Source organism: Halomonas sp. DP8Y7-1 (assembly GCF_019801685.1).
GTDB classification, from domain to species: domain Bacteria; phylum Pseudomonadota; class Gammaproteobacteria; order Pseudomonadales; family Halomonadaceae; genus Halomonas; species Halomonas litopenaei_A.
In genome coordinates this window covers 1-14,359 of sequence record NZ_JAHVIN010000005.1, presented here as the reverse complement: position 1 = coordinate 14,359, position 14,359 = coordinate 1, and the positions used below count along the sequence as shown (strand labels likewise).

The window sequence follows — 14,359 nt, the reverse complement described above, 5'->3', positions numbered from 1 at the left end:
TGCCGCTAGCGGCAGGCTGGAAGCAGAAGCTGAAGCTAAAAACACAGAACCCTGCCGACCGGCAGGGTTCCTCGTGTGGTGTTGACGTGCGGGATGATTAGAAGGCGCGACGCCGATAGTCCCTGTAATTCGGACTCCAGCAGCTCTTCTCGATATCCCGACGCAACTTGGTGCCGTCACTTTTCAACGCCACCCCTTCATGCTGGGCCTGGGCCGCGACGTCGAAGGCGATGGACTTGGAGATCTCGCGGATACGCGACAGCGGCGGCAGCATGGCGCCCTCGCCTTCCTTGACGATCGGGGCTTCACGCGCCAGCGCACGGGAGGCGGCCATCAACATGGCGTCGGTGACCCTGCGGGCGCCGCTGGCCACCACTCCAAGGCCAATGCCTGGGAAAATGTAGGCATTGTTGCACTGGGCAATGGGAATGGTGCGGCCGTTGATCTCGACCGGGGCGAAAGGACTGCCGGTGGCGACCAGCGCATCACCGTTGGTCCACTCCAGCACGTCAGCGGGCACCGCTTCAGCACGGGAGGTCGGGTTCGACAGCGGCATGATCAGCGGCATCTGGCAGTTGGCATGCATCGCCTTCACCACCTGTTCGGTGAAGATGCCCTTCTGTCCGCACACACCAAGCAGCACCGTCGGTTGCACCTGCTTGACCACCTCCAGCAGGTCCTGGCCGTTCCAACCTTCGACTGACTGTGCGGGGTGTGCCAGGCGCCGCTGGAAGTCTCTCAGCCAGGTCTGATCATCGGTGACCAGGCCCTCGCGATCGACCATGTAGACGCGCTCACGGGCCTGGGACTCGGTCAGCCCTTCGGCCATCATCGCCACGACCACCATCTCGGCAATCCCGCAGCCGGCAGAACCGGCACCCACGAAGACGACCCGCTGACGAGCCATGCCTTCGCCACGCGCCTGGCAGGCTGCCATCAATGTCCCCACGCAGACCGCGGCGGTGCCCTGGACATCGTCATTGAAGCAGCACATCTCGTCGCGATAACGCTCCAGCAACGGCATCGCGTTGGCCTGGGCAAAATCCTCGAACTGCAGCAATACCTTTGGCCAACGACGCTTCACCGCCTGCATGAAGGTCTCGATGAACTCGTCGTACTCTTCCTGGCTGATGCGCGGATGACGCCAGCCCATATAGCGGGGGTCATCCAGCAGCTGCTGGTTGTTGGTCCCTACGTCCAGCATGATCGGCAGGGTATTGGCGGGGCTGATGCCGCCACAGGCGGTGTACAGCGACAGCTTGCCGATGGGAATGCCCATGCCGCCGATGCCCTGATCCCCCAGGCCCAGGATGCGCTCGCCGTCGGTGACCACGATCACCTTGACGTTATCCTTGGTGGCACTTCTGAGGATGTCATCCATGTACTCGCGATCCGGGTACGAGATGAAAAGGCCCCGGTGGTTGCGATAGATATTGGAGAATTCCTCACAGGCCTTGCCGACCGTGGGGGTGTAGATGATCGGCAGCATCTCTTCGAGATGGCCGGACACCAGGCGGAAAAACAGCGTCTCGTTATCGTCCTGAATCGCCCTCAGATAGATATGGCGGTCCAGATCATTCTGGCACTGCTGGTACTGGTGATAGGCGCGCTCGACCTGCTCGTCGATGGTCTCGACGTTCTGTGGCAACAGGCCAATCAGGTTGAACTGCAGACGTTCCTTCTGGGTGAAGGCACTACCCTTGTTGAGCAGCGGCATCTCCAACAGAGAGGGGCCAGCGTAGGGAATATAGAGGGGACGCTTAGGTTCTGTGCTCATCTCTCGTCTCGTTTGGTGACTCGGTCAAGGGACTCTTGTCAATCGCCCTTCTCAGGGGGCTCGGTCGAGTCCGAGTACTCTTGCGGTACCCTTTGTGCCCACTCTAGCACGCCAGCGAGCAGGCCCCAGGAAAAGCGGTGGTGCTAGGGGACAGTCATGCGCAGTTTGGCTCAGACCCCAGGAGGCCGACCATAAGGATGCTGCCCCCGTGGGCCGGAGCCAGCATCCCTTGCGGCGTCAGACGAAGCGGCCAAGGCCTGAGGCAATGCGCAAGCGGTCCATCAAGGGAGCCGCCTCGGCCCGGGCACGCTGAGCGCCCTTCTTCAGCACTGACTCGATGTGGCCTGGGTCTTCCATCAGGGCGTGATAACGCTCCCGAGGCTCGCGCAGCTGCTCGTTGAGCAGTTCGAAAACGCGATTCTTGGCATCGCCCCAGCCGATACCGGCGACGTAATCGTCTCGCATGGCCTGAGTATCGGACTCGCTGGCAAACGCAGAGTAGATCTGAAACAGCGTACAGCTGTCGGGGTCTTTCGGCTCGCCGGGCTCGAGCGAATTGGTCTTGATCTTGCGCACCAGCTTCAGAAGCTTCTTCTCAGGCACAAACAGCGGAATGGTGTTGTTGTAGCTCTTGGACATCTTGCGTCCGTCGAGTCCACCAAGCACCTGCACACGCTCATCCACCACCGCCTCAGGCAGCGTGAAGAAGTCTCCTTTGTACAGGTGATTGAAACGGCCAGCCATGTCACGCGCCATTTCAATGTGCTGAATCTGGTCACGCCCCACCGGCACACGATTGGCCTGGAACATCAGAATGTCCGCAGCCATCAGCACCGGATAACCGAACAGCCCCATGGTGACGCCCTTGTCCGGGTCCTGGTTGCCCGCCTCTTCATTGTCCGCCACGGCGGCCTTGTAGGCATGTGCGCGGTTCATCAAGCCCTTGGCGCAGACGCAGGACAGCATCCAGGTCAGCTCGGGGATCTCAGGAATGTCGGACTGCCGATAAAAGATGGCATTGTCGGTATCGAGCCCAAGAGCCATCCAGGTCGCTGCGATTTCCAGGCGTGATTGCTGAACCCGCTGGGGATCCTGACACTTGATCAAGGCATGCAGGTCGGCCAGGAAATAATAGGACTGGACGCTCGGATCGAGACTGGCTTCGATGGCAGGCTTGATGGCACCAACATAATTGCCCAGATGAGGCGTACCGGTCGTGGTAATACCGGTGAGAACCCGGGTCTTGTCGGAGGCTGCGGAAGTAGCGGACATGAACGACACTCTGTATCGGCAAATGCCCGCTATGGTAACGCCAAGGCCGAACGATGGCGACCTGCCCGGCCACATTGCGTCGTGCTGCCAGCAGCGACGCAGTGGACATGCTCTGGGCTCGCCAGTGGAGCGGCGAGCCCTGCCTATCGGGAACAGCGCAGCCCGTCAGCTTAGAACGCTGTCGACACTGACCACAGGAAGTGAGAACGCCTCGCCCACAGCCGCATAGGTCAGCTTGCCGTCGTGCACGTTGAGCCCCGCCGCAAAATGGCGGTCTTCCGCCAGCGCGCGGCGCCATCCCTTATCCGCCAGTGCTACCACAAAGGGTTGCGTGGCATTGGTCAATGCCTGGGTCGAAGTGCGCGCGACCGCACCCGGCATATTGGCCACGCAGTAGTGCACGACGCCATCGACGATATAGGTGGGTTCCGCGTGGGTGGTCGGCCGCGAGGTCTCGAAGCATCCCCCCTGGTCAATGGCCACGTCGACCAGCACCGCACCAGGCTTCATGTCGGCCAGCATGGCCCGGGTAATCAGCTTCGGAGCTGCCGCCCCAGGCACCAGCACCGCACCAATGATCAGATCGGACTCGCGCACCGCTTCATCCAGCGCATCGGCGCAGGAGAACACCGTTTTCATGCGCCCTTGATAGCGGTCATCCAGTGCTTCCAGGCGAGGAATCGACTTGTCCAGCACAGTCACCTCGGCGCCTAGACCCAGTGCCATACGGGCCGCGTTTTCGCCGACGACACCACCACCAATCACGGTGACCCGGGCCGGAGCGACGCCTGGCACGCCTGGCAATAGCACGCCAGCTCCACCCTGCGCCTTCTCCAGACTATGGGCACCCGCCTGTACCGCCATACGACCTGCAACAGTGCTCATCGGGGCCAGCAGCGGGAGCCCTCCTTGGGCAGCGGTAATGGTTTCATAGGCGATGCAAGTAGCTCCGCTGTCCAGCAGACCCTTGGTCAGGGTTTCCTCGGCAGCCAGATGCAGATAGGTAAACAGGGTATGCTGGGGTCCTAGCCGAGCCACCTCTTCCGGCTGCGGTTCCTTGACCTTGAGAATCAGCTCCGCCGCCTGAAACAAGGCCTCGACGTCGGCCTCGATGGAGGCACCGGCGGCGATGTAGGCATCATCGCTATAGCCAGCACCGTCACCGGCACCGGACTGGACCACCACCTGATGACCACGCTCGCTCAATTCCCGCGCACCACTAGGCGTCAGCGCGACACGGTACTCATGGTTCTTGATTTCCTTGGGTACGGCGATCTGCATGATGGCGTTCTCCACACGTGATAACGATAGCGAGCACCTGTAGTGCTTTTCTCTTCATCACCAGTGAAGCACAAGATTTTTTTGCGGTGGAAGCGCCCCATCAAAAACGGAAAAATCCTTAAAAAGACAGCGACCAGGCAAAACAACCCTCTTCCATCAGAGGGTTAAACAGCAAGACAGACTGGCAAGGCTGGGGGAGGAGCATAGCCCCCTCCCGAACGTCACGGCGTGGCAGCGAGCTGGGAGGGGGGCACTTCAAGAGGGTGGAGAGGTTCTTCGGCTTCTGCTCACACCTTCACTTAGTAAAGGGCAAGAAACGCCTTGATCGTATCTTTTAGCGCCATCTCCAGGGGCTGGCTTTCGTCTGTTGCTACTAGTGGATAGACACTCCTGATAAAACGCCTCACTCCATTCACCTCAGCATCAATATAAATAATAAATATCGATGCATCGTTGGGGTTTTCCTCCTCCGAGTACACGCCCCTTAAATACTCCTCACCTGAGAAATATTCTTCAAACTCATTCTGGTCCATGACCGTGAAGCTAAAATCCGCCTCATGGTTCATCATCGATGTCGCTACGGCAGCACCGATAAGCCCGAAAACACTACCTGCTGCCTGAGCTTTTAGCGCCTTTCGCATATTCGAATAGATAACAAAATGATGAACCTTGATTTCAACAGCATCCTCGTCAGGCGAAATAGCATCAAATGCCATATGCTGAAACAGCCTTAACGGAGACGGGTCTGTCGCATCATGATTCACACGGTATATACCGTAGGCATCGCTTGTCACTAGATAACTGAAGGTTTCCAACTCTGACTCTGAAGCCGGCCTAGAATCATGAATAATCACCGACTCCGATTCATGCAAATTATGTACATCCATTTTCATCGGACTGGCGGAGCACCCCACAAGCGCCAAGGCCAACATCAACCAAACCATACATCGCATCTTCACACTCCAGAACATTGTTATTTTCAACAAAAGATAACCTAAGCGTTGATCAAGGCAGAGCTACTACCGAAAGAGCTTAGCCGCAGGTTCTAAGGTCAACACCTGCGCACAAAGACTCCGCCTGTGGCACGCACAATGTGATGCTACACCTGCTTTTTTCATGCCGATACGATGATAGAGACACAGCCATCCGCCATTAGCATTAGCAGCTGGCGTCCTATCGATCGAGCAACATCACTGCCTCCGCCATCATAGAGCTGAGGCGGTCGCGCCCTGAACACACCCTGTCTACAGCAAGCTCAAAGTACGACAATTAACCGAGGGGTTACCAGGCAGAACTATCCTGAATCCAGCATTCGAACGAACAACGTTAGTCACTATCGAGCACTAAAAGAAAAAGCAGGCCAGAGTCATTTAAACCGATATCCTAGCTCGCCCTTTGGTGGGCGAAAAAAAGGATAACTATCACACTATCTTGAAGTGCCCCCTCCCGCGCTGCACAGGCTATAGTGCAGCCATCAAGAGGATGACATAAGAAAAAAAACTACCGTGAAACGCTAGACTGTGAAGCGCAAGGCCGCTAATTAATGCAAACATCGTCGCTGACGGTATGGTTCAGGGCGTCGCCGGTCTAAACCAAGCATCCCTGTCTCAGCCGCACAGGCATTGAGGCCGTTGGTGGCGCGAAGAGCGTCGCCAAATGCTTCAGGCTCCTCCTCAGCGCGTGAGGAAAAAGTTTCTTCGGGACCACCTGCATATATCTGCTACCCAACGTCTCGTAATTATTCTATGGATTTATAATAATAAGCGAGCAGAAAGCGAAGTACTAAAGGGATCTCAGTTGACCCATCGATCGTGTTGCACTGAGAAGCTTCATCCGGCCTCAAAGAACTCGGTAAGCAGTCTACTACAAGAAAATCAAACAGCAAAGAAGTATGTCTAGGCAGGTAAAGGACTGAGAGGCATAGCCCACTCCGGACTGCCACGGGTTTCTGTTCAACTGAGCATCCAAGACATACCTACTGAAAAAATTAAACCATCTATGAGCTTAAATATGACAAAACCTCTTGTTCCGCTTCCTCAGGAAAAAAAACAACCAAACGATGTGGAACAAAATCTGAATGGAGCTGGCAAAGCTCTTTAGTCTTTTCATCCATCCATGTTTTTACCGCATGCTCAAGAATTTCAAGATAATCTACCATTTCAGACCTCTCTAAGCATGGAAGGTCAAAATGAACAATATAAACATCAAATTCACTTATCCAGTCGAGATCCAACAGACAGTCATTAAAGGCATTCCAATTTTCACCGAAATATCCATTTGGAGCTTTCAATTCACGCCCATAAGTCTCGAAAACATTAGTTTGATCACTAATATCACCCCCTCTAATACAAGCAACACAACCACGCTGGCACAACTCATCTAGTTCAGGAGATTTAAAATAAAACGAAGTTGGTATTTCCATAACTAGTTCAGCCTTATAAATGTTTTGTAGTGATCCGGCGTATAGTAGATCTCACCACCCTGCCCGGTTACGATTCTCTGAGGGCCAGGTCCAGATATTCCAGGCGTGGGATGAACATATTCGACATAATATCCCTCTGACCGGACCGGAAGTTCTGGGTCATTTTTTCCACGAAGGGGTTTGTTCTGGAAGGTTGTCCCATCATTTCTTCCCACCGAAGATGCCATCCCACTCTCAATTCGATCAAGCGTCGGCCTAAGATTGACCGTACCGGTAAATACAGTTCCGGTTTTGCGATCAACAACCGTCACACCGTCAACAAAGTCAGTAACCCGACGGTTTGAGGCACCACTCCCTGTTGGCCTCCTTGGCCCGCCCATCGCCGCCACCACAGTGGCCAACGCGGCGGCCTCTTCAATGCTTAAGTTCGAGAATCCCCGGAACTGTTCCACTCTGTCAGCATCGACCACTAGGTCCAGTGCCGCGTCTTTCTGCTCACGCAACACCATAGCATCGTCTGCCGCACTGAAGGGGATATCTTCAGGACCCCGCCCCATTAGACGATCAAGTGCGTCTTTAAACAGCTCCTCATCACCAAGGTCCTGGTCGTACCTTGCCGCACAGGCCGCTACATCGGTTTGACATAAGTTGATCAGCTCTTGCTGCTGACGATCAGACAGCTCGTGGTAACGCGCCTCGATCTCTCCGCAATCCCCTCTCGCCTCACAGCCGTCCACCTCGTCGACGTACTCGTCGATTTGCTGATGCGACAGGTAGTTATACTGCGTCGCACTACCTGCCACCTGGGCGCCGATCTGCAGTTCGCTGTCGTCATTGCTGGCGATCTCGGCGGCGATGACGCCGATGATCTGGGAGTTCATTACCAGCAGCCGGCCTTTTTCGGCCTGATCCAGGTCGCTGTACTCTCCAGCAAGCTTGTCGACTAACAGCTCATTGGCCCCGGCGGCCAGTGCACCGGTGGTGAAGTCGCCGCCTGCGGCTTCGGCAGCTAGGCCGCCCATAACGGCATGCAGGGCAGCCTTGTTCAGGCTGCCGTTTTCAAGGGAGGTATTGCCGATGGCGTTGAAGCCAGCGGCGGCGAAGGTGTTGGCCAGACTCGCTTGAAATGCGTCACCCAGCTCGGCGTCACCGCCCAGGGCCCGGTCCAGCAGCGCGGAGGTGGTGTTCTGCAACAGCTGATTGGCGCCGAACTGGCCCGCCCCTTGCCAGGTGCCAAGGGGGGCCCCTGTGACCGTCCCGCTATTGGGCAGGCCGGTGGTGGTGCCGGTCTGAGTGCCGGTCCAGCCGTCGTACAGGCCGCTGGTCAGCCCGGCGGTCACGCCCGCCACGGCGTAGCCGCGCAGGGCATCACTGGAGGTCACGTCGCCCCAGACCTCGCCCAGGTCCCCCTGTTGATTGATGGTGCTGACAGCGGCGTTGCTGGCCATGCCCGTCAAGGCGGCGGTAGCGGCCATATTGGCCCAGCCCGCCGCGGTGGTGGTCGTGGCTGCGGCCCAGGCAGTGCCTGCGGCGGCAGTGGCTCCCCCGGTGCCGGCAGCGGTCGCCACCAATCCACTGGCCGCTCCTGCGGTGAAGTAGGCCACCACAATCGCCACCACCAGCTGCGCGGCGGCGCTCATGCCCGAGTGGTCATAGTCCCACTGGTCATGAAGGGCCTTGACCTCGCGCCAGTCGACGTCGCCACGGGCTTCCATCTCGGCCAGCCAGGCAAGGCTCGGGTCGGCCTCGACCATGGCGGTGATGGTCTGGTGGATGCTCTGCTCATCGACCTGCTCGATGTCGACGTTGACGCCCTGGGCGGCGCGGATGATCCGCTCCCCCTGGGCCACCAGCTCACTCTGGCGCAGGGTCTCGACGGTCTCGCCTTCGCCCTTGGCCGACTGCCAGACGGCATTGCTCGAGCTCTTCTCATGGGTCTCGCTATGCAGGTCACGGGCATGGGCGAAGGTGATCTCGCCGCCGCTGTCCAGCACCAGGTCGTTGCCAGCCTCGAGTCGGGCGCCTTCATAGGTCTGGTCGCCGTCGCTGACGATGATCAGGTCACCGCCGCTTTCAATCTGGCTGCCCTGGGCGCGCAGGTCCTGCACCTCATCGAGACGATGCTTGTCACCGCCGAACAGGCCACCGCTCTCGTTCTTCTCGTAGCGGCTGTAGTCCTCGTCGTTGGCGGCCAGCAGGGCCACGTCGCCACCGGCATACAGATACGCCTCATCGCCGGCACTGACGGTGCTTGCCACCAGGGTGAGATCGCCCCCGGCGGCCACCGTCAGGTCGGTGCCGGCCGCCAGCTCGCTGCCCTGCTGACGCACCGTGCGGGTGTCGTAGGCCTTGTTGGGCTTGCGGGTGTGGCTCTCGCTGGAGTTGGCCGCAGACGCCAGGGTGATGTCGCCGCCGGCGACCAGGCCCAGCCCCTCGCCGGCTTCGACGCGGCTGGCGAGCAGGCCGATATCGCCTCCGGCGCTAAGGCTCGCACTGCCTCCCGCCTCAAGGGTGCTGCCCACCTGGGTCACGCTGTCGGTGGTGGTGATCTGGCGACGACTGACGTCGCGACTGGCCTCGCTGTCCTCGCCAGAGACAATGGCCATGTCGCGTCCGGCGGCCAGCACCAGGTCATCACCGCTTAAGACCTGACTGGCGTCGCTCGCGATATCCCGTCCGGCCTGCCAGGTAAGATCGCCCCCGGCGGTGGTGGTTGAGCCGAGCGTGGTGGCGCTGTCCTGATGGCTGTGATGACGATCATGACCGCGGGCATCCTGCCAGTGGCTAACGTCCACCACGGCCCCGGCCACGATGTCACGGCCGGCGGTCACGGACAGGTCACCGTCGCTTGCCAGGCGGCCACGGTTGACCACGTCACGCCCGGCCCGGATGTCGAGTTGATCACGGGCGCTGATGCTGCCGCCCTGGTCGAGATAACTGCGATAGTCCCGTGAGGTGCCAGCGGCCACGCTTAGGCGGTCGTTGACCACGTCCCCCTCAAGGGCGGTCAGGCTGACCCGATCGCCGCGAATCTGCCCACCCATGGCGTTGCGGATATCGTCGCGGGCGGTGAGGTTCAGGGCGTCTCCGGCCTCGACCAGGCCGCCCTGCAACACCGACCCTGCGGCGTAGGCATTGAGGTCGTGGGTGGCGCGAAGGGTGCCGACGTTGACCAAGTCACCGCCGCTGATCAGGTCGATGTCACGACCCTGGATCACCCCACCACCGCGCACGTCTCGGCTGTCCAGGTTGGCCAGGTACAGCACCGGCGCGAGCACCGTCTGGCCATCGATCTGACGCTCCTCCAGCCAGACGATGTCGTGGGTCAGCGCCGCCACCTGCTCGGGGCTCAAGCCCACCCCCAACGCCAGGGACAAACGGTCCTTCGAGGCCAAAGCGTTATCCATCAGGTAGCGATACTGGGCGTAGTCATCGCCCAGCCCCTCACTGAGATAGCGTTGGCCGGTGGTGGCCAGCACCGCCTGGCGGATCAGCCGGGATTCATAGCGACCATCGCCGAGCAGCCGATAGGCCTCGTCGTCGGTGTAGCCGAGCTTGTCGAGCAGGTAGTCGGAACCGCGCCACTGCTCGAGGTTGGTGAATTCCGGGTTGGTCTCGACCAGATAGCGCCCCTGGGCCTCGGGGGCGTGCACGAACAGGCCATAGTCACCTTCCGGCAGCCGGAAGGACGGCGTCTGCGCGATATCGACCCGCAGGAAGGGCGCGTCGTCGAAGACCCAGACGCCCCCTCCCGCGTCAAAGCCAGCGCCCACGCTGGCGTCCAGTGCACCGTCAAGCCCCCCGCCAGCGGTGCTGGGCGTTGCGCCGATATCCGCCAGCGACGCATCGCGGCTGGCACCACTGCGGTCCACTCGCGATGGCGCGCTCAGCCCCTGGGCACTGGCCTGGTCAGCGTCACGTCCCAGGGTCATGGACAGCGTGGAAACCGGCCCCTGGGTCGCCGCATCGCCAAGACGCCCCTGCAACTGGGCCAGGGTATGTTCCTGGATATCTCCGTTGTGGAGCTGCTCGGTGGCGGTAATGGAGACACGGCCACCGGCGGAAATCACTGCGGGAGCACCACCTGGGAGAATGGTGCGGGTTTCGGCCTCGCTATTCTTTGGCGCGACATGAACCGACGCCGGCAATGCTAGCGGATTGCCCTCTTCGTCGACGCCGCCCTGGGCATTCCATGCGGCCAGTGTGACGGAGAGGTCATTTTCAGCAACGCTGTATCTAGGCCTCAGCGACGGGCCTCGACTGTTAAGATCGATACCGTCGAGCGGATCCTCATCACGATAGGTCGTGGTCCGCACGATTCGCTCATTCCCGGCACCTTGATTGATCAAGGTGCCGGTCGTGATCGTCACATCACCATTGGCCGCCAGCACACTGGCACGATTGGTCAGCGCATTGGTGACGATATCGAGATAGCCGCCCGCTAACAGCGTTGCGGTGGGGGAGTCGTCAACAACCTGGGTCCGGTACGTTTCCTCCAACTGGTAGGTGGAGAATTCACGAACGACGGTACTGCCGGTATATTTGTATCCCTTATCCCCGTCGCGCCCATCGCTGTAATACTCATAGTGGCGCTCGCTAACGGTATAGCTCGTCCCTGACACCTGTTGCTGCACCAGCGACGAGTCCGTCTCGATCCGGTCCTTGGTGTTAAGAATGTCCCCCGCGCGCAGGGTCATATCCCCCTCGGCCTCGATGGTCCCGGAGCGGTTTTCCAGCCGGTCCGCCTTGGCCAAGGCGCTGTTGCGTGCCAGGGTCAGGTCGCCCCGGCTATAGATGTCCCCATAGCGGTTGAACAGCTGCTGCGTATGCAGCGTCATGTCGCCACCGGCGAACAGCAGGGTATCGGGGGCGTTGGTGATGCTGGCGCTATCCAGGCGCAGGTCGCCCAGGCTGCCCAGGGTGCCCTGGTTATCGAGCGAGGCCGCGCTCAGGGTCATGTCGCCCTGGCTGGTCAGGCGTCCCAGGTTGGTCACATCACCGCTCAAGCGGAAGGAAGCGTCGCCGGCACTGGCGATGCGCCCGCCGTCTTGGGTCAGGCCGGTGGCGGTCACCGCCAGACGGCCCTGGCTCGACAGCTGCCCGGTATTGTTCAGCGCGCCGTCCAGCGTCAGGGTCAGGCTGTCGTTGGCCGCCACCAGACCGGCATTGACCAGCCCCGCCGCCCGCAGGCTCAAGGCCATGGCGCTGGACAGCCGCTCGTTGCTACCAACGCTCAGCGCGGCCTCACTGGCGAGGACCAGCGGGCCATTGGCCTGCCACTGCCCTACCCCCTCGACACGGCCAAGCTCGGCGCTGACGCCACCGGTTCCCTGAAGGCGGCCGTTGAGGTTGGCCAACTGCTCGGCCACCAGCTGCACCACCCCGTCACCATCATGGCGTAGCGTTCCATCGCGGTTATCGATATCCGCAGCGTTCACACGGGCGTCGCGGCTCCCCAGCTCGATCACGCCGCCACGGTTGTCCAGGCGCTGACGCGCGCTAAGGGTCGTCGTCTGACCAGACAGGCTTCTTAGCGTGCCGCCGCCATTGGCCAGGCCATCGACGTCAACGCTCAGCGCGGCGCTGGACTCGACCAGACCTTGCTGGTTGTCGAGCATGCCGGTGGTCAGGCTGAGGCCACGACCGGCCAGCTGACCGCCCAGGTTGGTCAGGGTCGCGCTGTCCACCCCCAGCACGCCATTGGCCAGCATTCGTCCGTCGCCGTTATCCAGCGCTCCGCTGAGCTGCACCTCCAGGTCACGCTCCACCGCGGTCAGCGTGCCCTGACGGTTATCGAGGCTCGCCCCGGTCAGGCGGACGCCGTCACCCTGCAGACGGCCTGCGCGATTGTCGACGGTGGAGATGTCCAGCGTCAGCTCGCCGCCCTGGGCGGCCAGCAGGCCGGCCTGGTTGTCGAGCCGGTCTGCCGTGATGGCGGCATTGCCCTGCACCGCCGCCAGCTGACCGCTGTGGTTATCAAGGCTGGCGGCGTCCAGGGTGAGCCGGTCGGCGCTGATCGACCCGGCCTGATTGTGGATCGCCCCCTCGGCCGCGGTGATGGCGAGCGTGCCATCGGCCACGTCGATCACGCCGTCGGCGTTATTAAGCTCAGCGTCCTGACCGGTGAGGGTGATCACCGCGCCGTCGCTCTCGGCCAGAATGGCGCCGCCCTGGTTGCCCAGGGTCGTTGCCCTCAGCCCGATCCGGTCCGCCAGCAGCCTGCCCTGGGTGTTGTCGACGCGGGTGGCCGCGACATTCAGCCGAGCGGCCTCCAGCGTGCCCGAGGCGTTGACCAGGTCCTCCTGAACGGTCAGGTCCAGCGTCTCGGCGGCGCTGATCAGCCCTTGCTGCGTGTTATCGACGGTGGTCGCCGCCACGCGGATCCCATCGGCGACGAGCTGGCCCTGACGATTGTCCAGCCGACCGATATCGACGAGGGACAACTGCTGGCCTACCAGCACGCCCTGGCGGTTATCCACCTGGGTGGCGTCGCTCAACTGCAGCTGTCCGTCGGTGACCTGCAGCCGTCCTCCCTGGTTGTCGAGCGCGCCGTTCAGCGCCAGACCCAGCGCCTGCGCAGCACTGATCAGCCCCCCGGCGTTATAAAGTGCCGCCAAGGTCAGCACCAGCGACTGCCCCAGCACCCGCCCCTGGGTGTTGGACAGCGACCCAGCCGTCAGGCGCAGGTCATCGGCCAGCAGCAGGCCGCCGTCGCGGTTGTCGATGCCCTGGTCCAGGCCCAGGCCCAGCTGGCTGGCACTTAGGGTGCCACCACGATTGTCCAGACGCCGGGCCGCGACCTGTAGCTCGCCCTGGTCGGCGTCGAGGACCCCGCCCTGGTTATCGAGGGCGTCATCGATGGCCAGCGTCAGATAGGAGGCGGTCAGGCGACCGTCCTGACGATTGTCCAGGCTCCCTGCATCCAGGCGCAGCTCGTCGCCGACCAGCTGCCCCTGACGATTGTCGACGGCGCCTTGCGAGGCCACGCTGAGCCGCCTGGCGACCAGAGTGCCTTGCTGATTGTCGAGGCTGCCCAGGCGCGCCTCGAGGCCTCCCTCGACCACCTGAATCTGGCCCTGCCGATTGGCCAGCGCCTGGGTCACCGTCAGCGCCAGAGCATCATCGGCACTGATCATGCCCCGGGCGTTGTCCAGGGTCTGGCTGTGGATCCGCACATCGCCTGCCAGCAGTGCGCCATCGCGGTTATCGAACTGCCCTGTGGTGAGCACGAGCCGCTCGGCGCCCAGGGTGCCGCCGTCGCGGTTGGCCAGGTGGCCGCTCAGGGTGGCCGTCAGGTCGCCGTCGGCCACCACCTGGCCCCCTGGGTTATCGAGATGCCGGGCGACGATGGCGAGTTGCGCCGCACTGATGCGACCGTCCGCGTTATCCAGGCTTTCGCTCAGGCTCACATTCAGCGTGCCGGCGGCGTCGACCTCGCCTCCCCGATTGTCGAGGTCCTGGGCGCTGAGGCTAAGCTGGCGGGCGCTGAGCCGCCCTCCGTCCTGGTTGCCCACGACACCGCTCACGCTGGCCGTCAGCGCCTCTCGGGCAACGGCCTTGCCGCCCTGGTTGTCGAGTTCCGCCGCGGTCAACGTCAGCGAGCCCTG

6 protein-coding genes are annotated in these 14,359 nt (G+C 61.3%); all 6 read right to left on the bottom strand.

Annotation, left to right across the window (positions count from 1 at the left end):
- Positions 1–97: 97 nt before the first annotated feature.
- The 6 genes from KUV41_RS05595 to KUV41_RS05570 all read right to left on the bottom strand — a co-directional run bounded on the left by KUV41_RS05595 (position 98) and on the right by KUV41_RS05570 (position 14,350).
- On the bottom strand, positions 98–1,777 hold the full coding sequence (locus tag KUV41_RS05595; RefSeq protein WP_206940349.1) for an NAD-dependent malic enzyme: 1,680 nt from the start codon (positions 1,775–1,777) through the stop codon (positions 98–100).
- A gap of 237 nt (positions 1,778–2,014) precedes the next feature.
- The gene (trpS, locus tag KUV41_RS05590; RefSeq protein ID WP_222484878.1) at positions 2,015–3,049 is read right to left on the bottom strand and encodes a tryptophan--tRNA ligase; all 1,035 of its coding nucleotides are present in this window, start codon (positions 3,047–3,049) and stop codon (positions 2,015–2,017) included.
- A 165-nt stretch (positions 3,050–3,214) separates the two neighbouring features.
- Complete coding sequence (gene ald / locus KUV41_RS05585; RefSeq protein ID WP_222484877.1) at positions 3,215–4,330, bottom strand: alanine dehydrogenase; 1,116 nt, start codon at positions 4,328–4,330, stop codon at positions 3,215–3,217.
- A 299-nt stretch (positions 4,331–4,629) separates the two neighbouring features.
- Positions 4,630–5,274 (bottom strand): hypothetical protein, encoded by a 645-nt coding sequence (locus KUV41_RS05580; RefSeq protein WP_206940355.1) that lies wholly within the window; start codon positions 5,272–5,274, stop codon positions 4,630–4,632.
- A gap of 1,052 nt (positions 5,275–6,326) precedes the next feature.
- Entirely contained in the window at positions 6,327–6,752 is a 426-nt protein-coding gene (locus KUV41_RS05575; protein ID WP_222484875.1) for a barstar family protein, read from the bottom strand.
- A gap of 2 nt (positions 6,753–6,754) precedes the next feature.
- A complete protein-coding gene (locus tag KUV41_RS05570) occupies positions 6,755–14,350 on the bottom strand; it encodes a DUF637 domain-containing protein (protein WP_261395972.1) in 7,596 nt (2,531 codons plus the stop codon).
- Positions 14,351–14,359 lie beyond the last annotated feature (9 nt).

What these genes read in the sequence shown, in the direction of transcription:
- KUV41_RS05595 (WP_206940349.1), bottom strand. Translation starts at nt 1,777, where the DNA reads ATGAGCACAGAACCTAAGCGTCCCCTCTATATTCCCTACGCTGGCCCC.
- trpS (WP_222484878.1), bottom strand. Translation starts at nt 3,049, where the DNA reads ATGTCCGCTACTTCCGCAGCCTCCGACAAGACCCGGGTTCTCACCGGT.
- ald (WP_222484877.1), bottom strand. Translation starts at nt 4,330, where the DNA reads ATGCAGATCGCCGTACCCAAGGAAATCAAGAACCATGAGTACCGTGTC.
- KUV41_RS05580 (WP_206940355.1), bottom strand. Translation starts at nt 5,274, where the DNA reads ATGGTTTGGTTGATGTTGGCCTTGGCGCTTGTGGGGTGCTCCGCCAGT.
- KUV41_RS05575 (WP_222484875.1), bottom strand. Translation starts at nt 6,752, where the DNA reads ATGGAAATACCAACTTCGTTTTATTTTAAATCTCCTGAACTAGATGAG.